The 23,097-nt window shown below is 72.2% G+C and carries 16 protein-coding genes and 2 pseudogenes; 1 reads left to right on the plus strand and 17 read right to left on the minus strand.

Annotated features, from left to right (window positions below):
- Nucleotides 1–263: 263 nt before the first annotated feature.
- The 13 genes and pseudogenes from alaS to BC793_RS04225 all read right to left on the minus strand — a co-directional run bounded on the left by alaS (nt 264) and on the right by BC793_RS04225 (nt 17,652).
- Nucleotides 264–2,945 (minus strand): alanine--tRNA ligase, encoded by a 2,682-nt coding sequence (alaS, locus tag BC793_RS04155; protein WP_109589351.1) that lies wholly within the window; start codon nt 2,943–2,945, stop codon nt 264–266.
- The gene (locus BC793_RS04160; protein ID WP_093613856.1) at nt 2,942–3,232 is read right to left on the minus strand and encodes a hypothetical protein; all 291 of its coding nucleotides are present in this window, start codon (nt 3,230–3,232) and stop codon (nt 2,942–2,944) included. The genes alaS and BC793_RS04160 overlap by 4 nt, the downstream gene beginning before the upstream one ends.
- Nucleotides 3,233–3,264: 32 nt before the next feature.
- Complete coding sequence (locus BC793_RS04165) at nt 3,265–3,714, minus strand: DUF948 domain-containing protein (protein ID WP_109589353.1); 450 nt, start codon at nt 3,712–3,714, stop codon at nt 3,265–3,267.
- Between the two features lie 79 nt (nt 3,715–3,793).
- A complete protein-coding gene (locus BC793_RS04170; RefSeq protein WP_146246184.1) occupies nt 3,794–4,567 on the minus strand; it encodes a hypothetical protein in 774 nt (257 codons plus the stop codon).
- 302 nt (nt 4,568–4,869) lie between these two features.
- The gene (locus BC793_RS48705; RefSeq protein WP_146246185.1) at nt 4,870–5,646 is read right to left on the minus strand and encodes a hypothetical protein; all 777 of its coding nucleotides are present in this window, start codon (nt 5,644–5,646) and stop codon (nt 4,870–4,872) included.
- Nucleotides 5,647–8,976: 3,330 nt separating this feature from the next.
- On the minus strand, nt 8,977–10,920 hold the full coding sequence (locus BC793_RS04190; RefSeq protein ID WP_239170141.1) for a replication-associated recombination protein A: 1,944 nt from the start codon (nt 10,918–10,920) through the stop codon (nt 8,977–8,979).
- A 162-nt stretch (nt 10,921–11,082) separates the two neighbouring features.
- A complete protein-coding gene (locus BC793_RS04195) occupies nt 11,083–11,304 on the minus strand; it encodes a hypothetical protein (RefSeq protein ID WP_109589361.1) in 222 nt (73 codons plus the stop codon).
- A gap of 32 nt (nt 11,305–11,336) precedes the next feature.
- On the minus strand, nt 11,337–12,593 hold the full coding sequence (locus BC793_RS04200) for an MFS transporter (protein WP_109589363.1): 1,257 nt from the start codon (nt 12,591–12,593) through the stop codon (nt 11,337–11,339).
- Nucleotides 12,590–13,159, minus strand: a complete 570-nt coding sequence (locus BC793_RS04205; RefSeq protein ID WP_239170140.1) for a helix-turn-helix domain-containing protein — start codon at nt 13,157–13,159, stop codon at nt 12,590–12,592. The genes BC793_RS04200 and BC793_RS04205 overlap by 4 nt, the downstream gene beginning before the upstream one ends.
- A gap of 127 nt (nt 13,160–13,286) precedes the next feature.
- Nucleotides 13,287–15,089, minus strand: coding sequence for an aspartate--tRNA ligase (gene aspS / locus BC793_RS04210; protein ID WP_109589367.1), 1,803 nt, complete (start codon nt 15,087–15,089; stop codon nt 13,287–13,289).
- A 97-nt stretch (nt 15,090–15,186) separates the two neighbouring features.
- Nucleotides 15,187–16,029 carry a serine/threonine-protein kinase gene (locus BC793_RS04215; RefSeq protein ID WP_146246186.1) on the minus strand — a complete coding sequence of 281 codons (843 nt, stop codon included), beginning with the start codon at nt 16,027–16,029 and terminating at the stop codon, nt 15,187–15,189.
- A 129-nt stretch (nt 16,030–16,158) separates the two neighbouring features.
- Nucleotides 16,159–16,443, minus strand: a pseudogene (locus BC793_RS04220) (GNAT family N-acetyltransferase); the annotation flags it as partial.
- 21 nt (nt 16,444–16,464) lie between these two features.
- Nucleotides 16,465–17,652 carry an alanine racemase gene (locus BC793_RS04225; RefSeq protein WP_109589374.1) on the minus strand — a complete coding sequence of 396 codons (1,188 nt, stop codon included), beginning with the start codon at nt 17,650–17,652 and terminating at the stop codon, nt 16,465–16,467.
- Between the two features lie 125 nt (nt 17,653–17,777).
- Here BC793_RS04225 and BC793_RS04230 point away from each other — a divergent pair, with 125 nt between their 5' ends.
- Nucleotides 17,778–18,698, plus strand: a complete 921-nt coding sequence (locus BC793_RS04230; protein ID WP_109589376.1) for an aminoglycoside phosphotransferase family protein — start codon at nt 17,778–17,780, stop codon at nt 18,696–18,698.
- Nucleotides 18,699–18,709: 11 nt separating this feature from the next.
- On the opposite strand, the gene BC793_RS04235 is transcribed toward BC793_RS04230, so the two are convergent.
- The 4 genes and pseudogenes from BC793_RS04235 to BC793_RS04250 all read right to left on the minus strand — a co-directional run bounded on the left by BC793_RS04235 (nt 18,710) and on the right by BC793_RS04250 (nt 23,076).
- Entirely contained in the window at nt 18,710–20,077 is a 1,368-nt protein-coding gene (locus BC793_RS04235; protein ID WP_239170138.1) for a beta-N-acetylhexosaminidase, read from the minus strand.
- Nucleotides 20,078–20,144: 67 nt separating this feature from the next.
- Nucleotides 20,145–20,864: pseudogene (locus BC793_RS04240) on the minus strand (carbohydrate ABC transporter permease); the annotation flags it as partial.
- Nucleotides 20,865–20,935: 71 nt separating this feature from the next.
- Complete coding sequence (locus tag BC793_RS04245; RefSeq protein WP_109589380.1) at nt 20,936–21,817, minus strand: carbohydrate ABC transporter permease; 882 nt, start codon at nt 21,815–21,817, stop codon at nt 20,936–20,938.
- Complete coding sequence (locus BC793_RS04250; protein ID WP_109590310.1) at nt 21,814–23,076, minus strand: extracellular solute-binding protein; 1,263 nt, start codon at nt 23,074–23,076, stop codon at nt 21,814–21,816. Before BC793_RS04250 ends, BC793_RS04245 begins: the two co-directional genes overlap by 4 nt.
- Between the last annotated feature and the right edge of the window lie 21 nt (nt 23,077–23,097).

The following is a 23,097-nucleotide window of genomic DNA, read 5'->3' on the forward strand; positions in this document are numbered from 1 at the left end:
ATCACGCTCCCACCCTGCTCAGCAGCAACCCGCATCTCCCGTCCCCGATTACGCACTGACGCGAAGATCAGCGATCGACCTCTTCGATGATCGTCACCGATCGCGACCAAGAGCTTAGCCCCCTCGCTGGCCGCAGCGCCGCCGCCCGGGGCAAGGCCTAATGAACCGCTAAGAAACGGAGTACCCAAACGACAGAGGCAATCACCGTGCGTGACGAGAAGAGCGCCCCGGAGGGTCTCCGGGGCGCTCTCATCAGATGGGAATCAGCTCCGGTCGGCGACCGCCTGCTCGATCGCCGCGAGCAGGCGCGGCGCCTGGTCCGCCGGGACGCCGCCACCCTGCGCCAGGTCGGCGTTACCGCCGCCACGGCCGGACAGCGCCGCCCGCACCAGGTCCTGCGCCGAGATGCCGAGGCCCTTCGCCGCGCCGTTGATCGCGACGATCAGCGACGCCTTGCCGTTGGACCGGGCGGTCACCGCGACCACCGCCGGGCGCGCCGCGTCGACCTTGCCGCGGATCTCCTGCGCCAGCGTCCGCACGTCGTTGCCGGCCGCGCCCTCCGGCGCCTCAGTGCCGACGTACGCCACACCGCGCACGTCCTTCGCCTGGCCGGCCAGCGCGGCCGCCCCGCCGAGGACCATCTGCGCCCGCAGCTTCTCCAGCTCCTTCTCCGCGTCGCGCAGCGCCGTCACGGTCTGCTCGACCCGGTCGGCGACCTGGTCGCCGGGCACCCGGAACAGATCGGCCAGGCGGGACACCAGCAGGTGCTCCTTCGCCAGGAAGCTGAACGCGTCCAGGCCGACGAGCGCCTCGACGCGGCGTACCCCGGAGCCGATCGACGACTCGTTGAGGATCTTCACCAGGCCCAGCTGACCGGACCGCGCCACGTGGGTGCCACCGCACAGCTCGCGGGCGTAGTCACCGACCTCGACCACGCGGACCTCGTCGCCGTACTTCTCGCCGAAGAGCGCCATCGCGCCGAGCCGCCGCGCCTCCTCCTGCGAGGTGACGAACGCGTTCACCTCGAGGTCGCGCAGCAGCACCTCGTTGATCTGCTGCTCGACGTCGAACAGCACCGACGGGTTGACCGCCCCCGGAGTGTGGAAGTCGAACCGCAGCCGGCCCGGCGCGTTCAGCGAACCCGCCTGGGTCGCCGACTCGCCGAGGAAGTTACGCATCGTCTGGTGCACCAGGTGCGTCGCGGTGTGCGAACGGGAGATCGCCTTACGACGGTTCACATCGATCTCGGCGAGACCGGTCTCCCCGGCGCGCACCTCACCGCGGACCACCCGCGCCTTGTGCACGATCAGGCCCGGCAGCGGCTGCTGCACATCGATGATCTCCAGCCGGCCGCCGCCGACGTTGATCACACCGGTGTCGGCCTGCTGGCCACCGCCCTCCGCGTAGAACGGGGTGGTGTCCAGCACCAGCTCGACGAAGTCGCCCTCGCCGGCCACCTCGATGCGTCCCTTCTCGCCGATCAGCGCCCGGACCCGCGACTCCCGGGTGATCTCCTGGTAGCCGGTGAACTCGACCGCGCCGCCCGCGTCCAGCGCCGAACGGTACGCGGAGAGGTCCGCGTGGCCGGTCTTACGCGCCGCCGCGTCCGCCTTCGCCCGGTTCCGCTGGTCGGCCATCAGACGGCGGAAACCGTCCTGGTCGACCTGAAGGCCCTGCTCCTGCGCGATCTCCAGGGTCAGGTCGATCGGGAAGCCGTACGTGTCGTGCAGCTGGAACGCCTTGTCACCGGAGAGCTGGCGACCGCCCTCCTTCTTGGTGTCGGTGATCGCCAGGTCCAGGATCGTGGTGCCCGAGCGCAGCGTGGAGAGGAACTGGTCCTCCTCCGCGTACGCGTACGTGGAGATCCGCTCGAAGTCGGTCGCCAGCTCCGGGTACGACGGGGACATGCAGTCACGCGCGATCGGCAGCAGGATCGGCAACGCCCGCTCCTGCCAGCCGAGCAGCCGGATCGCCCGGATCGCCCGGCGCATGATCCGGCGCAGCACGTAGCCGCGGCCCTCGTTCGTCGGGGTGACACCGTCACCGATCAACATCAGCGCGGTACGGACGTGGTCCGCGATCACCCGCAGGCGCACGTCGTCCGGGTGGCTCTCCGACGCCGCGTGGCCGGAGCGCTTGCCGTAATCCTTACCGGTCATCTCCGCGGCCTTCGCCAGGATCGGCCGGACCTCGTCGATCTCGTACAGGTTGTCGACACCCTGGAGGATCGACGCGATGCGCTCCAGGCCCATGCCGGTGTCGATGTTCTGCTTCGGCAGGTCACCGACGATCGTGAAGTCCTCCTTCGACTTCACGTCGGTGATCTCGTGCTGCATGAAGACCAGGTTCCAGAACTCCAGGTACCGGTCCTCGTCGACCTCCGGGCCACCCTCGGCGCCGTAGGCCGGGCCACGGTCGTAGTAGAGCTCCGAACACGGGCCCGCCGGTCCGGGGATGCCCATCGACCAGAAGTTGTCCTTCTTGCCGCGGCGCACGATCCGCTCGGCGGGCATGCCGGTCTGCTTCCAGATCTCGATCGCCTCGTCGTCGTCGAGATAGACGGTCGCCCAGATCTTCTCCGGGTCCAGACCGAAACCGCCCTGCTCGACCGGCTTCGTGGACAGCTCCCACGCCAGCGGGATCGCGCCCGCCTTGAAGTAGTCGCCGAACGAGAAGTTGCCGTTCATCTGGAAGAACGTCCCGTGCCGGCTGGTCTTGCCGACCTCGTCGATGTCCGGGGTCCGGATGCACTTCTGCACACTCGCCGCACGCGAGTACGACGGCGTCTGCTGCCCCAGGAAGAACGGGACGAACTGCACCATACCGGCGTTGATGAACAGCAGGTTCGGGTCGTCGATGGCAGGCAGCGGGGCACTCGGGACCACCGTGTGCCCGTTCGCCTCGAAATGCGCCAGGAAGCGCCGCTTGACCTCTGCCGTCTTCATCGATTTCCCTCCTGCGAACCGGGCTGCGCGTCGTCACGCAACTCGGCGAACTTGTCCTCGTACAGCTCACCCGCGGCGAACGCCTCGTGGATCTGCTGCTCCCGCTCGGCCATGCCTTCGCGGACGTCCTCCACGAAGCTACGCAGCGACTCGACGAGGCCGCCAGCGGATTCCGACAGGGACGTGGCGATGCCCGTCGGGGTGAACTCATTGGCCTTCTGGTTCAGCTTGCGGACGACGAGGGCGCCGACGGCCAAGCCGACGCCGAGCCACAGCAGGCGCTTCATGACGACAGTGATACCTCTCTAGCGGAACAGGCTCAGCGGGCGGCCTTGCGGCGCTGCTTGATCGCGGCGCGAACCTCGCGCTCATCCTCGGCGGACCGGCGCGCGGCCGCGGCCTTGCGCAGCCCATACCCGAACGACGCGACCTTGACCAGCGGGTTCGCCGCGGCCGCGGACACGACGGTGACCAGGTTCGCGACGTTCGCGGACACGTTCTGCGCGTGCTCGGTCATCGTGTCGACCTTGGCGAGCTGCACGTTCACGCCGTCCAAAGAGACCTGAACCTGGCCGAGCGCGACGTTGACGTTCTCCACCGTGGTGTTCACGTTCGACAGCAGCGGACCCGTCCGGTCCACGGTGTCGTTGATCGCATTGGTGGTGGCGTCGATCGTGCGCCCCAGCTTGAGGATCGGCACGGCCAGCACGAGGACGAGCATGAGGAAGGCGCCCGCCGCGATCAGACCTGCGATTTCTCCGGCATCCATGTGGCGCTTTCTCCTATTCGGGTGGTCACGGTTCGGCGGGTCGACCACCAGACCCTACCGTCCGTGACCACCACACGCGTCACGACGCCTCGGGTGTCGGATCTGTCTGGAAGATGGAATCGTCGGTGGGCAGCACCGCATCCGGCTGCACGCCCTGCGGGCCCGGCGCGGGATCCTTCTTGCCCCGCTCGTCCTCGATCGCGTTCCACACCTTGATGCTGACCGTCGATCCCACACACGAGGCCGGATCGACCGGTTCCGGGGCCTCCGCACCCGCCTGCGGGTTCAGCTCCGCCGACACCTGATCCACCGCGCAGCCCGGCAGGCTCACCGCCAGATCCAGAGTCAGTTCGTCGCGCTGCCAGCAGGTGTAGGTACCCTCCTCGGCACGGATCGGAGTCTCCGGACAGCCCTCGACCTTGCGCTCCGACCAGCCGGCGTCGGTGAGCGCCTTGGTGTAGACCTTCGTCGTCTCCGCGAACGGCTGATCCGACTCGGACACCCGCTCCCGGAACTCACAAACCCCCAGGCACAGGCTGTTGCCGGTCTCGAAGTCCTTGTCGTTCTTCGACGCCCACTCCGGAATCTTCAGCGAGTCCAGGGACGCCAGCACCGGATCGCTGGTCACCGCCCGCACCCCGAAGAACGCCGGCAGCACCAGCAGCACGAGCGCCGCCAGCGACATCAACGTGACCAGGCGCAGACGCCGCTGCGTGCGCAGCTTGTGCCGCAACTCGGCACTCGCCCCGCGCAGGCCACTGTCCGGCTCCTCCAAGCCCTCCCGGTCCGCCTCACCCTCAGCGGGTACGCCCGGAGCGTTCGCCTTGGCGCCGGCCACCACACGGCCGCTCACGCCCCCGGCACCGGCCGGCGCACCGGGACCGCCGCCCACACCGGCCCGGCCCGAGCCGGCGCCTCCGACCGTAGCCGTCCCGGCCGAGCCGACAGCCGCGGTGCCCACACCTGCGGTGCCTACGCCCGCTGTTCCCACGCTCGCTGTTCCTACGCCCGCGGTGCCCACACCTGCGGTGCCCACGCCCGCCGTGCCCACGCCTGCTTTACCCGCCGCGGCGACGCCGGACTTGCCTGCCTCGCGTCCCACCGACGCCCGTCCGGGTGCGGCCACACCCACCGACGCGGCACCCACGGCTCCGGTCACCGAACCGGCTGCCGGCCCACCGTCGGAGCCGGGCCCACCGCGACCCGGCACAGCCGCGCCACCACGGGCAGCACCCTGACCGTTGGGGCCCGCTCCCGGTCCACCGGGGGCCAGGCCATCGCCGGGCCCACGGCCGGGCACGGTTGCACCGCCCATCGCCCGCGACGGACCGTCAGCACCGTCCGGCCCTGCCGGACCACGACCGGGAACAGCCGCCCCGCCCATCGCCCGCGACGGACCATCCGGCCCCGCCGGACCACGGCCGGGCACAGTTGCGCCGCCCATCGCCCGCGACGGACCGTCAGCGCCGTCCGAACCCGCCGGACCACGACCGGGAACCGCAGCACCACCCATTGCCCGTGAAGGGCCGTCGAACCCGTCCGGACCACGGCCGGGAACAGCGGCGCCACCGGATGCCCGCGACGGGCTGTCGGGGCCTGTCGCGCGACCGGGGCCGCCCACAGCACGCCCCGGGGCGTTCGGGCCGCGGCCGGGCAGGCCCGAGGGCTCACCGCCCGGGCCGCCGGGGCCAGCGCCCATGGCGGTGACCTGATCACCGTCCGGGCCGCCGCGACCGGGTGCGCCGATCGCTCGGGACGGGCCGCCGTCCGGGCCACGCGCGGGCAGACCCGAGGGCCCGCCACCACGACGGCGCGATCCGGTGGGCCCGCCGTCGGGACCCGCCATACCGTGACGTGGGTCGCCGTCGGCTCCGGGCATGCCGTGGCGTGCCTCGCCGTCCGCGCCCACCGGCCCGCCACGCGGATCCCCATGGGCTCCGCCCATGCCGGGACGTCTGTCCTCCGGTCCGGCCAGACCCGGCCGTCCGCCCTCGGGCCCACCCGGACCGGGCGGGCCGCCGGCAGGTCCGGGCGCACCCGGACGTCCACCGTCCGGGCCTCCCCTGCCTGGCCGGCCACCATCCGGTCCGCCCATGCCACGAGGCGGCATGCCCGTCGGGCCACCGTCCGGATCAGTCTGGCCACGTCCCGGGGCACCGGCGCGTCCGCGGCCCGGGGCGACAGCGCCCGCCGCGCCCGCAGCCGCACCCATCGCCGCCGGGGGCATCCCGTCCGGGCCGGACGGGGGCCGGCCGGGAACCGCGGCACCACCTCGTGCGGGACCCTGACCTCGTGCCGGACCCTGCCCGGGTACGCGGGCTCCCCCTCGGGGGCCGCCCTCCGGCCCACCACCGGGACCGGACGGGCCGACCGCGGCACGGCCGGGTGCGGCAGCGCCCATCGCCGATGTGGGGCCGGTGCCCGGCGGAAGCGCCGGGGCGCCCCCGCGTACCGGGCCGGTGTTGTCGGGTCGCAGGCCGCTGTGCCGGCCGGTGTGCTCCTCGGACTCGGCGGAGAAGCCACCCGGAGCATCGGCGCGGGCCGGACGCCTGCCGGGCCCTGCCTGCTCGGGAACGGCCACGGCGCCCGTGCCACGATCCTCGCCGGGCTGCGGTCCACGCGGGCCCCGGCCGGGACGCGGAATCACCCCGGAGGTGCTGTCGGCCATCGCGCCGGCACGGCCCGGAACCACCGGGGTGCGGGCACCCTGACGGCCCGGTACGACCGGCGGGACCACGGCCGCGCCTCGCACCGGCCGCCCGTCACCAGGGCCGATGCGACGCGGACCCGGCACGTCCGGGGTTCCGGTGAAACCCCCGGCTTCGGGCTCGTCGGGGTCGGCACCCTGATGCGCGTTACGGCGGCGGCGTTCCTCGCTCCTGGTGAGGCCTTCGGCTCCGGGCCGGCTCTGCGGGCCACGGCGAACGACGTTCTGGGTGCCGGTGTCGCCTCCGGGCTCCACGAACCTGTGCGAGCCGGTGTCCGTACCGGTCTGCACGAACCCGTGCGAACCGGTGTCCGTACCGGTCTGCACGAACCTGTGCGAGCCGGTGTCCGTGCCGGCCTCCACGAACCCGTGCGAACCGCTGTCGGTGCCGGTCTGAACGAAAGCGTGGGAACCGCTGCCGGACCGCAACGCGCCGTCCGGAGAACCGTGCCGACCGGGCCGCTCGTTGCCGGGATCGGCCGACGCGGCATGTCCCGGACGGTGGGCGGGGTCGCCCTCAGCGACATGGCCGGGTGGTACACCACGACCGGAGTGCCGCCCGGTCGGTCCCTCGGCGGTGCCTTCCTCGACCGGGGCCCGACGGGCTCGTGCCCGCCCGGGACGTTCGCCGTCCGGACCGGGCCGCCCGGGCCCCGCCGCGGCGCCATAGGTGCCGGAAGCACCCCGATCGCCCTGCTCGTAGACGTTCGGGATGGCCCCGGACTGATGCACGGCGTCATAACCAGTCGGGATCGGCCCCGACTGGTGCACGGCGTCATAACCGCTCGGGATCGGACCCGACTGATGCACGGCGTCATAACCGCTCGGGATCGGACCGGACTGATGAACATCGTCACGCCCACCCGGAAGCGGACCCGACTGGTGAACACCGTCACGGCGGCCCGGGATAGGACCCGACTGGTGAACACCGTCACGGCCGCCCGGAAGCGGACCCGACTGGTGAACAGCGTCGTAACCGCTGGGGATCGGGCCGGACTGGTCGTAGACGTTCGGGATGGCCCCGGACTGGTGCACGGCGTCGTAGCCGGCAGGGATCGGGCCCGTCTGATGGATACCGTCGGGGCGGCCGGGTGACACCGGGTCCGACGGGCGGAAACGGTCCCGCGCGGGTGCTCCCGGCGACACCGGACGGACTCCGGATCCAGCAGACCGTGCCCCCGGCGAGACCGGCCGCACGCCGGGCGGTGCGGTCCGGTTCATCGGAATCTCGGGTGCGTTGCCGGACGGTGGCACCGCCGGCCCACCCGACGGCGACTGGCCGGGGAACATCTGCCCGGACGGGTCCGGCGTGATCGGTCGGCGTCCACCACCCGCCTCCGGGCCGACCGGAGCGCGGCCACCCTGTGGGGGACCACCCCGGCGAGCGCCCGGCGGCATCTGACCCGGAACGGCACCAGAAGGCATCTGACCAGGAACACCCCGACCAGGAACAGCCTGCCCGGGAACACTCTGACCGGGCACGCCTTGACCGTGCCCGCCTTGACCGGGCGGCATCTGACCGGGCGGAGGAGTACCAGGCGCAAGAGCACCAGGCGCAAGAGCACCCGGCGCAAGAGCACCCGGGGGAAGAACACCGGGCGGAAGAGCGCCCTGCGACCCACCGGGTGGCCGCTGTCCAGCGGGACCCGGTCCACGCCGGCCGCGGCCCTGCTGCTGGTCGAACGGCACCTGCCCGGCCGGAAGACCACCGGGCGGCATCTGACCCGGGCTGACCGGCCCCGCCGGCATCTGACCCGGCGGAACCGAACCCGGCGGAATCGGACCGGCCGACGCCTGCCGCGGCGGCACACCGCCCGGCCGCTGTGCGGGGCCAGCCTGCCCAGGACCAGCCTGCCCGGGGTTACCCGGACCGGGCCGCTGCTGCCCACCACGCCCCGGCGGAACCTGCCCGGCCGGAGCAGCACCGGGCGGAAGACCTGGCGGAACAGCACCGGCCGCATGAGCACCGGGCGGATAGGCACCGGAAGGAACAGCACCGGCCCCACGGGCGCCGGGCGGCACAGCACCGGCCGCACGGGCACCAGGGGGAACAGCGCCGGCCGCACGGGCGCCGGGCGGAACAGCACCGGCCGAATGAGCACCGGGCGGGAAGGATCCGGACGGAGCCGAGCCAGGCGGAACACCACCGGGCGGCATAGCACCCGGCGAGACCTGAGCGGCTCGCGGCACCGGGCCGGACCGTTGTCCCGGCGGCGCCTGCCTTCCTGCGGGGCCGTCCCCGGCGGCCGGATCGTCGGCCGGGTACGCGTCATCGGCATCGCCCGGGAACCCGAAGTCGTCGTCGGGATCCTCGTCCGGGCCGGGGGCCATCCGCCCGGACTTGCTGGTCCGGGCTTCTCCGGGACGGATGCCGGGCCCGATCGCCGCGGCTTCCTCCTTGGCCGTGCGCAGGTCGTCGAGCCAGCCGGTCTCCTCGCGCGGGACCTCCTGGGGAACGGCCGGCTGCTCGGCACGGCCGCCACCACGCCCGAAGCGCCGGCGGTTCTTACCGCCCTGGCCGGCTTCGTCGTCGGGTCGTTCGGCACCCCGCCCTGTCACCGCTGTTCCTTCCCGGCACTATCGCCGCTGTCGTCACTGCTGCCCTCGGCGTCACCCGTGGCCGTTCCACTCCCGGCCACCACGACGGCGCCGGCACCACTCCCGGCTACCTCCGCAACCGGGCCCTCCCCTGGGGCAGTAGCAACCGGACCGCGCCCGGAGGCAGTCGCCACCGGACCGTTCCCGGCGGCATGTGCATCCGGACCATCGCCGGCAGCATCCGCAACCAGGCCTCCCCCGGCAGGCGCAGCCGCACCGTTCCCGGTAACCTCCACGGCCGCACCGTTCCCGGCAACCTCCGCAGCCGTGCCGTTCCCGGCAACCTCCACGGCCGCACCGTTTCCGGTAACCACCGCAGCCGTGCCGTTCTCGGTAACCTCCGCAGCCGCAGCGTTCCCGGTAGCCTCCGCAACCGGACCGTTCCCCGCCGCGTCCGCGACCGGGACGACCGGTTCCGAGTCCGCCGAAGACTGTGACTCATTAGTCGGCCGAGCACCACCCGCCGCGCGGTCCGCCGTGCTCGCCGAAGTGGTGACCGGCGGGTTCGCCGGGGTCCGCGTCGTGGGGCCGAGGCCTCGCACGATCCGGCGAAGTCGCGGCACCCGTTCACCGACCGCGCGTTCGGCGCCATGATCGGTCGGCCGATAGTAGTCGGTTCCGACGAGATCGTCGGGGACGTACTGCTGGCGGACCACACCGCGTGGATCGTCGTGCGGGTAGCGGTAGCCGCGGCCGTGGCCGAGACCTCGCGAGCCGGGATAGTGCGCGTCGCGCAGGTGGGGCGGCACCGCGCCGCCGCGGCCGGCACGGACGTCGGCCATCGCCTCGCCGAGGGCCACGGTGACACTGTTGGACTTGGGCGCGGTGGCCAGGTGCACGACGGCGTGGGCGAGATTGAGCCCGGCCTCGGGCAGCCCCACATTCTGCACGGCCTGGGCGGCGGCGGTCGCCACGAGCAGCGCCTGCGGGTCGGCCATGCCGACGTCCTCACTGGCGAAGATGACGATGCGGCGGGCGATGAACCGTGGGTCCTCGCCGGCGACGAGCATCCGGGCCAGGTAGTGCAGGGCCGCGTCGGGGTCGCTGCCGCGCATGCTCTTGATGAACGCGCTGATCACGTCGTAGTGGGCGTCGCCGTCACGGTCGTAGCGGACCGCGGCCACGTCGACGGCCTTCTCCGCGGTGGCGAGATCGATCTCGGTGACGTCCTGGGCGAGCGCCGAGCCGGCCGCGGCTTCGAGGGCGGTCAGGGCTTTGCGGACGTCGCCGTTCGCCAGCCGTACCAAATGGTCTTCGGCCTCTGTGGTGAGGGTGACGGCGCCGCCCAGGCCGCGCTCGTCGGTGGTCGCGCGCCGGAGGAGGCCGCGGACGTGGTCCTCGCCGAGGGACTGAAGGGTGAGCAGGACACAGCGGGAGAGCAGGGGCGAGATGACCGAGAAGTACGGGTTCTCGGTGGTCGCCGCGAGCAGGGTGACCGTCCGGTCCTCGACGGCGGCGAGCAGCGAGTCCTGCTGGGTCTTGCTGAAGCGGTGCACCTCGTCGATGAACAGCACCGTCGGCGGGCCGCCGTAACGCCGCTCGCGGCGGGCCGTGTCGATGACGGCGCGCACGTCCTTGACCCCGGCGGTGAGGGCGGACATGGCGACGAACTTGCGGTCGGTGGCGTTGGCCACCAGGTGCGCGATGGTGGTCTTGCCGGTGCCGGGTGGGCCCCACAGGATCACCGACATCGGGCTGGCACCGGTGACCAGCTGGCGCAGCGGGGCGCCGGGAGCGAGCAGGTGCTCCTGGCCGATCAGCTCGTCGAGGGACACGGGCCGCATCCGCACCGGCAACGGCGCGTCGCCGGCCGGACGGCCGAAGCCGGCGGTCACGGCGCCGGCCGGATCCGCTGCCCGTGCGTCCGGCGATGCGAGAGAGAAGAGCCCGTCCGTTTCCATCACAACCGACAGTACCGGCCCTGCGGAGCCGATCCGAAACGCTGCCTTCCGTCCTGTGGATAACCTTCGAGCAGCAACGACAGCCTCACCGAGAGTGTCGGAAAATGCCTCCGGCCCGCCCCGGGGGAAGGGCGGGCCGGAGTGGCCGGAGGGCCGACGGGGTCAGCCGCGGCCGGGACGACGGCCGTAGAAACGGCGGCCGGAGCCGGTGCCGGAGCTGGCGCGCGGCCCGCTGCCGACGCCCGCCAGGTAGAGGGCGAGCAGGAGCAGGCCGAGCGAGGCCATGGTCGAGAAGTTGAACAGGTCGGGGGCGCCGAAGTTGGTGTCGAACAGATCAGCGAGCAGGTAGATGCCGAAGACTACGGCGGCGGCGATGGCGAGCATCGGTTCCTCCGGGGGTGTCAGAGAGCCAGTGGCTAGCTGATACCCGACTGGGAGGGCTCCCGAAACACGGTCGTCGATTTCACCAGATAGAGCGGAGCCGCGAGGGCGAGCACGACCGCACCGATGACGATGGCCGTCGATGTACTGCTCTGCACGGCGACCGCGGTGAGCACGACGGCGCCGATCGAGAAGCCCGGTGCGGCGACCATCGAGTTGAGCGAGAGCAGGCTCGCCCGGTAGGACCCCTCGGCCTGCCGGTGCAGCAGCCCGGAGTGCACCGGGTTGGCCGCGCCGTGCACCGCGTAGCAGAGCAGGAACGCGCCGATCACTCCGACCGGTCCGGCGAACAGGCCCATGCCGACGATCGTGAGGCCCTGCGCGATACGCATCGTGAACCCGGCCCACTGCGCGCCGACCCGGCGGACGAGCAGCGGCACCAGCGCGGCGCCGGCCGCCGACGCGCCCCAGGCGACCGAACTGACCGGCCCCAGCAACGGACCTGCCGCGCTCGTCACCTCACTGAGCCGCACCGGCATCAGCTTCTCGAAGGTGACCATGCCGAAACTCCACAGGAATTCGACGCCGACCAGCGCCTGCACCACCCGGGAACGGCGGGCCAGGCTGAGCGCCGAGCCGATCGCCACGGGCACACCGCGCAGCGAGACCACGAACGCGGCCTTTCCGCGAGCGGGGCGGTCCTCGGCCATCAGCAGCGCCACGGCGATCGTGCTGAGCAGGCTCAGAGCAAGAGCGAGCAGCACGGGTACGGTCAGCGCGCTCACCCGCCCGAGCGGCCCGAGGTCGAGCGCCCCGAGCCAGACCAGGCCACCACTGGCGAGGGCCGCCCCCGAGATCGCCAGGCTGCATGCCACCTCACCCCGGCTCAGGCCGGTCTCGATGTCGGCCTCCGGGTCGACGGCGAGGGCCTGGTCGACGAACCACGACTCCAGCGGCCCGCTGTCGAGCGCCCGGTAGACGCCCTGCAGCAGGTAGGCAGCCGCGAGCATCAGGACCGAGTCGTGGACCGCGAGCAGGGTCAGCCCGGCCAGGTTGACGACGCCGGCGATGAGCAGCACCGGCCGCCGCCCGATCGCGTCGGCGAGTCCGCCGGTCGGCAGCTCCAGCAGCAGGACGACGATGCCCTGGACGGCGACCGCGGAGCCGATCTGGGCGACGGTGAGCCCGCGCTCCAGCGGCAGCAGCACGAGGACCGGGATGAGCAGCCCGACCGGGAGCCAGCGCAGCGCGAGCAGGATCAGGTAGCGGGAGCGGATTTGGGCGGCCGTCACTGCTCCTCCCCCGCGAACGGCATGCCGCCGTAGAAGAACAGCACCTGGCGTGCATCCGGCCGCGGGTCGGCCAGCGCCCGGGCGCGGTGCCGCTCGATCAGCTCCTCGAGGTCGGCCTGCATGTCCCGCAGCTGCTCCGGCGCCATGGTGAGGACGTAGTCGCCCAGGCCGGCGACGTCACGCCACTCCTGCGACTCGGACGGCGCGACCAGGCGCCAGGCCTCGACCCGCCGGACCATCTGATTCAACTGGTACGACTCGAGCCAGTCGACGGCGGCGGCCGCATCCGGATCGCCGGGGTAGTCGCTGCGCTGCCAACTGGACAGCTGGTGCAGGGCCCGCCAGAAGCGCTGCCGGCCGCTGCCCGGCCGGTCCTCCTCGGTGACCAGCCCGGCGTCGGCGAGCTGGCGCAGGTGATAGCTGGTGGCACCGGTGTTGGTGTCGAGGGCCTCGGCGAGGCGGGTGGCGGTCGCCGGGCCGTCCAACCGCAGCCTTCCGAGCAGGCGGATCCGTAAGGGGTGGGCGAGCACCCGGATCTGCCGGGCGCTCAGATGCACCTCGGTCATAGACTCATCGTTGGCCATGGATCCACAGTAACTGTGCACAGAATCTGTGCACAAGTTCTTTGCATAGATTCGAGCATGAAAAAACCGGCGGCCGGGGTGTCCCCCAGCCGCCGGCCTCGTGGTCTTACTAGTTGGAGTGCTGCACCGGCGCCGCCTGGCCGTCGGTCCCCGGCGTGCCCGCCGCGGCCTTCGGTTTCGCGTCGATACCGGCCTCCAGGCGCTGCTGCGCGGTGATCGGGGTCGGCGCGGTGGTCAGCGGGTCGAAACCGCCCCGCGTCTTGGGGAACGCGATGACCTCACGGATCGATTCGTTACCGCTGAGCAGCATGCACGTGCGGTCCCAGCCCAGAGCGATACCGGCGTGCGGCGGCGGGCCGTACTTGAACGCCTCCAGCAGGAAGCCGAACTTGTCCGCGGCCTCCTCCGGCGTGATGCCCAGCAGGTCGAACACCCGGCTCTGCACGTCGGCGCGGTGGATACGGACCGAGCCGCCACCGATCTCGTTGCCGTTCACGACGATGTCGTACGCGTACGCCAGCGCCTTGTCCGGAGCCGACTCGAACGTGTCGATCCACTCCTCGTTCGGCGAGGTGAACGGGTGGTGCACGGCGGTCCAGCCGCCCTCGTCCGTCTTCTCGAACATCGGCGCGTCGACCACCCAGCAGAACGCCCACGACGACTCGTCGATCAGCTTCGCCCGCTTGGCGATCTCGATCCGGGCCGCGCCCAGCAGCTCCTGCGCCTCCCGGCGCTCGTTGGCCGCGGCGAAGAAGACCGCGTCACCCGGCTTCGCACCGACCTGGTCGGCCAGCCCGGACAGGTGCTCCGCCGACAGGTTCTTCGCGACCGGGCCCTTCGGCTCGCCGGTCTCCGCGTCGAGGACCACGTAGGCCAGGCCGCGGGCGCCCCGGGCCTTCGCCCAGTCCTGCCAGCCGTCCAGCTCCTTACGCGTCTGCGCGGCCCCGCCCGGCATGACCACCGCACCGACGTAGCCACCGGCGTCGATCGCGCCGGCGAACACCCGGAACGCGGTACCGCGCAGGTAGTCGGTCAGCTCGACCAGCTCCACGCCGTAGCGCAGGTCGGGCTTGTCCGACCCGTACCGGTTCATCGCGTCGGTCCAGGTGATCCGCGGGATCGGCAGCTGCACCTGGTAGTCGGCCAGCTCGCTCCACAAGCGGGAGACGATCTCCTCGCCCAGCTCGATGATGTCCTCTTGCGTGACGAACGACATCTCGATGTCGAGCTGGGTGAACTCCGGCTGCCGGTCGGCGCGGAAGTCCTCGTCGCGGTAGCAGCGGGCGATCTGGTAGTAGCGCTCCAGGCCGCCGACCATCAGGAGCTGCTTGAACAGCTGCGGGGACTGCGGCAGCGCATACCAGGTGCCGGGCTGGAGGCGGACCGGGACCAGGAAGTCGCGGGCACCCTCCGGCGTCGAGCGCGTCAGCGTCGGCGTCTCGATCTCGTTGAAGTCGCGGGCGTGCAGCACCTCGCGGGCGATCTGGTTGGCGCGGCTGCGCAGGCGCAGCGCCTTCGCCGGACCGGAGCGGCGCAGGTCCAGGTAGCGGTACTTCAGGCGCAGGTCGTCGGAGGCGGTGATCGTGTCGTCGACCGGCAGCGGCAGCGGGGCCGCCTCGGAGAGGACGGTCAGCTCGCTGGCGACCACCTCGATCTCACCGGTCGCCAGGTCCGGGTTCTCGTTACCGGCCGGGCGGGCGTTGACCTCGCCCACCACCTTCACGCAGAACTCGTTGCGCAGCGCGTGCGCGTCCTCCTCGCGGAACACGACCTGCACCACGCCGGAGGCGTCACGGAGGTCGACGAAGATGACACCGCCGTGGTCGCGCCGGCGCGCGACCCACCCGGCAAGCGTCACCGTCGTGCCGGCGTCGCTCGCGCGCAGAGTGCCGGCGTCATGGGTACGGATCACGGGAACGTCTCCTAACAGGGTTTCGCGTCCTGACAGAGTTCGCGGGGCGCACCCGACATTCTGTCAGGAGCGCCCCGCGCCGCGTGCCACGGGCCGGTCACCCGCCTCCCGGAACCTGCCAGGATGTGGCACGCAGGCCGGCGGTGCCGGAGCCGCCGACGTCGATGATCTCCAGGAGTACGAGTGCGGCCGGGGCCGCCGCGGTGAGCACGCACAGTGCCGTGCCCGCCCTGACCTCCACCTCCGGGCCGCGCCCGAGCGGGCCGGTCCGGATCGCCCGGTCACAGTCGGCCGCGCCGGCGTCGGCAGTCACCTGCCGGCTCGCACCGGCCGCCCCCACGCCCAGGCCGATCCGCGGTGGACGGGTACCGCAGCCGCCGTCGTACCGGAGATCGGCGAGCACCTCGGCCGCGTCGGCCCGGGGCTCGTCCAGATCGATGTGCAGCACGGCGGCGCACGGCACCTGCAACCGAAGCGGCTCCTTGGCGTACGCGACCGGATACTGCGCCGGCTGCGGCGGCCGGGTCCGGACCGGTTCCGAAGCCACCGGTGTCAGGAACTGCGGCGGCGTGGTGAGGGCCCGGGTCGCTTCCAGGGCACGCCAGGAGAACCAGCCGCCGGCCCCGGACACCAGGAGGGCGAGCAGGCTGAACAGCACCGCGACGATCACCCCGCCCCGGCGCGGCCGCCTGGTCCCGGCCGTTCTGCGTTCCGGCTCGGCCGGCTTGCGCTCCGGCTCGACCGGGGCGGAGGAGTGGGCCGAGGCGGAGGGGTGGGCCGGGGCGGAGGGGTGCGCCGGGCCGAGCGGTTCGGTGGGGCCGTCCGGATAACCCGGTTCCGGGGCGCGCTGGTGCGGCACCCGGTGCCCGGGCGAAGCGGGATGTGCGGCGTCGGGCGGACGATGGGCAGGGTCGCTGGCAGCTGCGCGGAATACGGACATGGCGGACTCCAACGGCGCAGGCGATGAAAGCGCTCGTTCAGCGCTCAATCACCGTAAACACCATCGATCCGGCAGGCCATCCCCCGCGAGGGGACGACCCCCGGTGAGTACGGCGGGCCGGCCGGTGATTCACCCACCCGCCGCACCGTCCACCGTCGTCAGATCGCGGCGCCAGTCGTGGCAGCGCAGTGGATTGCCCGGAGGGAACTCGAAGTCCACCTCGCCGCGCAACGCGAAACCGGACCGGCGGCAGAGCGCGTTGGACGCCGCGTTGTCGACGCGCGGGAAGGCGTGACCCCAGCGGATCCGGTCCTGGGCGGCGGCGTGCGCCAGCGTCCGGGCCAGCGCGCGCCCGGCCAGGCCACGGCCCTGGAACTCGGGCAGCACCTTCCACCCCAGCTCGTAGACCAGCTCGCCCTGCCAGTCCTTCTCTCCTCAGAAGTAGGTGTGCAGCACATCCACCACGCGCCGATCGTCGTCCACCACGGGGATGTCCCGCCACTTGTCGAAGGCGGTGCACGGGTGCGAGATCCCGAACCGGATCAGGTCTCCCGGGGCGAGGGCGGCCCCGTCGGAGAGGTACGTGTGGTGGTCGTTCAGCTTCGTCACCCGCACCCCGGCGGCGGGCTCGACCCGCCCGTCCACCCGGCGCACGTCCAGCGGCACCGGCAGGCCCTCGTCGAACGGGGCGTCACGCTTGCCCATGCCGGCGATGGCCAGGCCCGGCTCGGGCGCCGAGATCACCTGTGCCCAGATCTCCAGTGCCGCCGTGAGCGGGCCCTCGCCGGGCATCCTGGTGAACGGTGTGCGCTCCCGGTAGAAGCCGTCGTCGTGGCTGACGGTGGCACCGCTGCGCAGGACGACCCGCACCCGTTCGCGGAGCCCGGCGAGCCGTGCGGCGACCCGGTCGAACCAGGCACTGCCGCCGGCGGCGACGATCGGCCGGCCGGGCAGCAGACCCGCCGCCGCCAGCCGGTCCACACCCTCGGCGAGCTGATCCAGGTACGCGTCGACGCTGTCCTGGTCGCGCAGCTGGCCTTCGTAGCCGGCGACACCGGCGAGCTCCAGCCCGGGCGCGGCGGCGACCGCCCCGGCGACCCTCTCCAGCTCTTCCAGGCCCCGGACCCCGGTGCGCCCACCGTCGTGGCCGAGCTCGACGAGAACCCGTAGCGGGCCGCCGGTCGCGGCCGCGGCGGCGACGCCGGCGAGCGAGTCGGCCTGGAAGTACACCTCCCAGCCGGCGGCACTCTCGGCGGCCAGCCACCGCAGCGCCACCGGGTCGAGGACCTGGTTGGCGATCACCACCCGGTCGATGCCGAGCCGCCGCAGCACGAGCGCCTGGTTCGGGGTGGCCACGGTCAGCGCCCACGCCCCGGCCCGCATCTGGGCCGCCAGCAGCCCCGGAGCCATCGTGGTCTTGGCGTGCGGCGCGAGGTCGAACCCGTGCCGCCGGCAGTACGCGGCCATCGTCGCGATGTTCGCCTCCACCGCGTCCCGGCGCACCACGAGCAGCGGCCAGGTGAAGCCGCCCTCGAAGATGCCCGGCCGCTCCACGGCGAGCCGCCGCGGATCGACCGCCTCGTCCGGTGCCCAGAAACCCTTGCTCCGCCAGTCGATCGTCATATCGCTCCTCTCTGTCCGCGGCCGCCGACCGGAGGTCCCGGCCCGCCGATCGGAAGTCGCGGCCCGCCGACCGGAAGCCCCGGCCCTCCGATTGCGGACGGGCACCGATTGCGAAACTGCACGCCATGGCCGACATCACGCTCACCCCAGGATTCCGCCGTACCGTCGAGCAGACCTGGGGCGACACCGGCCGGGCCTGGCTCGCCGGGCTGCCCGGGCTGGCCGCCGGGCTGATGGCGGACTGGGAGCTGTCGCCGGCCGGGCCACTGCCACTGAGCATGAACTGGGTCGGCCGGGTCCGCCGGGCGGACGGGACCCCGGCCGTGCTCAAACTGGGCGTGCCGGAGAGCGGGCATCTCGCCGACGAGGCGACGGCGCTGGAGTGTTTCGCCGGGCGTGCGGCGATCACCGTGCTGGCCCGTGACGACGCCCGCGGCGCCCTGCTGCTGGAGGAGGCCCGGCCGGGCACCCCGGCGACGTCGCTGACACCGCGGGACGACGCGGCGGCGACGTCCGTGCTGATCGAGGTGATCGCACGGTTGCACCGGCCCGCGCCGGACGGTGTCGCGCTGCCCGAGCTGTCCGGCCGCATCCGCTCGTTCCGCGGGCACCTGCGGCGTTTCCCCGGCGACGATCCGCTGCCCCGGCATCTGGTCGAACGGGCCGCCGGCCTCTTCGAGGAGCTGTGTGCCACCGCGACCGGACGGGTGGTGCTGCACGGCGACCTGCACCACGACAACGTGCTGGCCGCCGAACGGGAACCGTGGCTCGCGATCGACCCGCACGGGGTGGTCGGCGACCCCGGTTACGAGGTCGGGGCCATGCTCTACAACCCGGACCCGCACGCGCCCGGTGACGCCGTCCTCGACGCCGCCGAAGCCCGGATCGAGCAGCTCGCCGACGGTCTCGGCATGCCCCGCGAACGGGTGGTGGCGTGGGGTTTCGTCCAGGCGGTGCTGTCCGAGGTGTGGTCCTGTGAGGGCGACGGCATGGTGAGCGGGCGGCCGCTGCGGCTGGCCCACCGCCTCCTGCCGCTGCTGCCCTGACGGCGCCCGGGTCACTCCGGTTCCCCGCGCAGGCCGGCGGTCATCTCGTGCAGTTCGGCGAGGCGGCCGGCGAGGTCGCGGGGATGACCCGGGGCGTCCGGCCGGGCGTCGGCCGGGCGTGGTCCGGACAGCGGGCGGTAGTTGACGCCCAGCGCGTCCAGGCGCTCCAGGTGCCGGGGCAGGCGGGCGGCGAAGTCGGCGAAGTCACGCTCGGCCGGGCCCCAGACCATCTCGGCGAGGGCGCACAGCCGCGGGAACGCCATGTATTCGACCCGGCGCAGCGACTCCATGTGCTCGGTCCAGATGTTGGCCTGGGCACCGAGGACGAGCGGCGAGTCCGGCGGCTCGTAGGTGTAGACGTCCTCAAGGGTGAGCAGCGTACCGACGGGGGTGGGCTCGCCGGGGTCGTCGGACTGCCGGTAGTCGAGGTAGAGCCGCACGTCGGGACAGCAGACGACCTGGTGACCGGCCCGGATCGCCACCGCGGCGGGTTCGGTGCCGCGCCACGCGGCGACGACCGCCCCGGCGGGTGCGCCGCCGGCCAGGATCTCGTCCCAGCCGTAGACACGACGGCCCCGGGCGGCCAGGTGGTCCGCCATCCGCGCGGTGAAGGCGACCTGGAGTTCGCGGCCGCCGGGCCACTCGTCGGTGGGGCACTCGTCACCGCCGATCCCGATGACCTCGGACGGGAAGATGTCGCAGACGTGGTCGAGCACCCGGCGGCAGAAGGCGAGGGTCTCCTCGGACAGGTTGAGGACGTGGCGGGAGACGCCCCAGCCGGTCCGGACCGGGCCGTCGAAGCCGTTGCCGAGCGAGGGGTACGCCGCGATGGCCGCCTGCATGTGCCCGGGCATGTCCACCTCGGGCACCACGGTGACGTGGCGCCGCGCCGCGTATTCGACGATCCGCCGCAGGTCGGCGGTGGTGTAGAAGCCGCCGTGCGGCCGGCCGTCGAAGAGACCGTGCACGCGCGACCCGAGCATGGTCGACGAGCGCCACGCACCGACCGAGGTGAGCCGGGGCCACCCGGGCACCTCGATCCGCCACCCCTGGTCGTCGGTGAGGTGCAGGTGCAGCACGTTGAGCTTGTGCAGGGCGATCAGATCAACGAATCGCAGGACATCGGGTACGGGCATGAAGTGCCGGGCCACGTCGAGCAGCACACCCCGCCACCCGAACCGGGGTGCGTCCTCGATGCGGCCGCACGGTGCCGGCGACCCCAGTTGTGCCAGGGTCTGCCGGCCGTAGAACAGCCCGGCGCCGGAGCCTGCCCGCAGCACCACGCCCTCGGGCGACAGGTCCAGCAGGTAGCCCTCGGCCGGGAGGTCCGGGTCGATGCGCGAGTCGACCGGAGAACCGGCGACGGTGCCGGGCTCCACCCGTACCGCATGAGGTCGGGGTATCAATCCTTGACCGCCCTCCGAGACCCGCGACGAGGCGGCGCCGGACGACGAGGAAGAAGATCAGCACGGGCACCGTCATGAGCGAGGAAGCGGCCATGATCGCGCCCCAGTCGTTCTCGTCGGGTTTGAAGAAGACGAGCAGTGCCATCGGCAGGGTCTGATTGTCCGCCTCGCTGATGATGAAGGTGCGCGCGAACAGGAAGTCGTTCCACGCGTGGATGAACGAGAACACGCTGACCGCGGCGAGTCCCGGGGCGACCAGCGGGAAGAGGATGCGCCACAGGACGGTGAAGCGGCCGGCCCCGTCGAGCTGGGCGGCCTCGTCGAGTTCGTCGGGGATCGCGCTCACGAAGCCGCGCAGCATCCAGATCGCGAACGGCAGGGTGAACGCGGTGTGGACGAGCATCAGTGCGCCGAGCGTGTTGAGGCCGACCCCGGGCACCACCCCGCCGATGTCGCGGACCAGGAAGAACAGCGGGATGGTCAGGGCCTCGATCGGCACCATCTGCGCGATCAGGAAGGTCACCAGGACGGTGGTGCGGAACCGGAACCGGAACCGGGTCAGTGCGACCGCGGCGAGGAACGCGATCAGCCCGGAGATCGCGACCACCACGAGGGCCACGATGAGGCTGTTCAGCAGGTAGCGGCCGAAGTCGTTGACCGCGAGGACCCGGCGGAACGCGTCCAGCGACGGGGCGAGGGTCCACGGTCTCTGGTCCAGCGACTGGATCTCGCCGGCCGGTTTCACCGCGGACAGGACCATCCAGTAGATCGGGAAGACGGTGACCAGCGCGATCAGCACCGCCACGATGTCGAGCACACGACGGCCGGCTCTCACAGCTGTTCTCCCGACCGGCGCAGCGCACGAAGGTAGACGACGGTGACGGCGAGCAGGATCAGCATCATCACCACACCGATCGCGGCACCGCGGCCGTACTCACTGGAGGCGAAGGCCTGCTGGTAGGCGTACACGTTGAGGGTGAGGTTCTGCCCGGCCAGGCCGCCGCCCCTGGTCATCACCCAGATCTGGGTGAAGACCTTGAAGTCCCAGATGATCGACTGGATGACGACGATGGCGAGCACCGGTCGCAGGATCGGCACGAGGATCTGCCAGAAGGTACGCCAGGTGCCCGCGCCGTCCAGTGCCGCCGCCTCCAGCACCGACTTCGGGACGGCCTCGATGCCGGCGTAGAGGGTGACCATCACGAACGGGAACGACGCCCACACCACCACCGCGCCGACCAGGCCGAAGGCGGTGTACCGGTCGTACAGCCAGTTGAAGCCCTCGATGCCGAACAGCTGGTTGACGAAGCCCAGGTCGGTGTCGAAGAGGAACATCCACGTGGTGGAGCCGGAGACGGCCGGAACCGCCCAGGCGGCCATCGCGGCCAGCGACAGCATCAGGCGCGGGATCCGGCTGACCCGGGTGAGCAGGACGGCCAGGCCGGCGCCGACCGCCAGGGTGGCGAGCACGCACGCGGCGGCGAAGAGGACCGTGGCCAGCAGCACGTCCCAGAACCGGGAGTCGGTGAGCAGCCGGGTGTAGTTCTCAGCGCCGACGAACCGGGTCGGCTGCCCGCCGCTGACCTGCGCCTGGGTGAAGTCGAGCACCGAGAGCAGGCCGAGCTGGTACATCGGGTAGAGGAAGAGACCGCCGAGCACCACCGCGGCCGGCAGGAGCAGCCACAGTGGTGCCCGGGTGCGTACCCTGCTCACCTGGTCAGGGCCTCGTCGATGAGCTCGGCGGCTTCGGTTGTGGCCTCGTCGACACCCGCCTTGCCGGTCGCCACCTTCTCGATCATGGTGGGCAGCACGGCCGAGGCGTCGATCTTTCCCCAGCCCGGGTCGAGCGGGACGAACCTGGTACCGGCACCGATGGTGTCGATGAACGGCTTGACGAAGGTGTCCTTGGCGGCGACCTCGTCACTGGCCGGCTTCAGCGTCGGCAGGTTGCCCATCGCGTCGTACATCTTCGCCTGGTATTTCCGGCCCGCCAGCAGGGTGAGGAAGTCGGCGGCCAGGGCCGGTCGCTGGGCGTTGCGCATGATGCCGAGGTTGTTGCCGCCGGCGAAGGCCGGGGCGATCGAGCCCGCGGTGACGCCGGGCAGCGGCACGACGGCGTACTTCCCCTTGGCCGTGCCGGCGTCGACGGCGGCGCGGTTGAAGTTGCCGAGGATGCCCATGGCGGCCTTGCCGCTCGCGAACAGTTCGACGGTCTTGCCGCCGGTCAGGTCGGCACAGTTCTGCGGCGGGCAGTTGTCCTCGGCGATCAGGTCGGTGTACGCCTTCAGCCCGGCCCGTGACTGCGCCGAGTCGATCGAGGTGAGGTCACCGCCGTGGGCCCAGACGAAGGGCATCGCGCCGTACGTGTACTTGCCACCCACCGCGACACCGAACAGCTCGGGCCGGGCCGCCCGGATCGCCCGCGCCGTGGTGGTCAGCTCGGCCAGCGTGGCGGGCGGCTTGAGCCCGAGTTCGGAGAACACGTCGGTCCGGTAGTACAGCGCCCGCACCCCGAGATACCACGGCACACCGAGCAGAGTGCCCTGGTAGGTGGCACTGGCCCTGGCCTCGGCGGTCAGATCCGCGCCCTCGGGCCAGCCGGAGACGACCGCGCCCAGGTCGGCGAGACCACCGGCGGTGGCGTACTCGGGCAGGTCGGTGTTGCCGTACTCGACGACGTCGGGGGCGCTGGCCGGGTCGTTGAACGCGCCCTTGAAACGCTCGCTGCGGGTGTCCACCGCGATGTACTGGACGTCCACCGTGGTGTCCGGGTGGGCGGCGGTGAACTCGGTGACCGCCTCCTTGATCACGGCCTCCTTCGGCCCGCGGTTGGGTTCGTCGAAGAGCCAGACCTTGAGGGCGCCGGTCCGGGGGCCGCCGTCGGACGCGGCGGTCGACGGCGCCGACGTCGACGGGGCACAGGCGGTGATCGTCAGAGCAAGTGCGGCAGCCGCCGCGAGTCGCAGTCTCATGAGCACTCCAGACGAACCAGG

Origin of the sequence: Actinoplanes xinjiangensis (assembly GCF_003148685.1) — a bacterium.
GTDB classification, from domain to species: domain Bacteria; phylum Actinomycetota; class Actinomycetes; order Mycobacteriales; family Micromonosporaceae; genus Actinoplanes; species Actinoplanes xinjiangensis.

Bases quoted from the DNA above. Each gene is read 5' to 3' on its own strand.
- BC793_RS04230 (WP_109589376.1), top strand. From the start codon at position 17,778: ATGGCCGACATCACGCTCACCCCAGGATTCCGCCGTACCGTCGAGCAG.
- alaS (WP_109589351.1), bottom strand. From the start codon at position 2,945: ATGAAGACGGCAGAGGTCAAGCGGCGCTTCCTGGCGCATTTCGAGGCG.
- BC793_RS04250 (WP_109590310.1), bottom strand. From the start codon at position 23,076: ATGAGACTGCGACTCGCGGCGGCTGCCGCACTTGCTCTGACGATCACC.
- BC793_RS04215 (WP_146246186.1), bottom strand. From the start codon at position 16,029: ATGTCCGTATTCCGCGCAGCTGCCAGCGACCCTGCCCATCGTCCGCCC.
- BC793_RS04160 (WP_093613856.1), bottom strand. From the start codon at position 3,232: ATGAAGCGCCTGCTGTGGCTCGGCGTCGGCTTGGCCGTCGGCGCCCTC.
- BC793_RS04195 (WP_109589361.1), bottom strand. From the start codon at position 11,304: ATGCTCGCCATCGCCGCCGCCGTAGTCTTCGGCATCTACCTGCTCGCT.
- BC793_RS04190 (WP_239170141.1), bottom strand. From the start codon at position 10,920: ATGGAAACGGACGGGCTCTTCTCTCTCGCATCGCCGGACGCACGGGCA.
- BC793_RS48705 (WP_146246185.1), bottom strand. From the start codon at position 5,646: ATGGGGATCCGCGTGGCGGGCCGGTGGGCGCGGACGGCGAGGCACGCC.
- BC793_RS04205 (WP_239170140.1), bottom strand. From the start codon at position 13,159: ATGACCGAGGTGCATCTGAGCGCCCGGCAGATCCGGGTGCTCGCCCAC.
- BC793_RS04165 (WP_109589353.1), bottom strand. From the start codon at position 3,714: ATGGATGCCGGAGAAATCGCAGGTCTGATCGCGGCGGGCGCCTTCCTC.
- BC793_RS04225 (WP_109589374.1), bottom strand. From the start codon at position 17,652: ATGACGATCGACTGGCGGAGCAAGGGTTTCTGGGCACCGGACGAGGCG.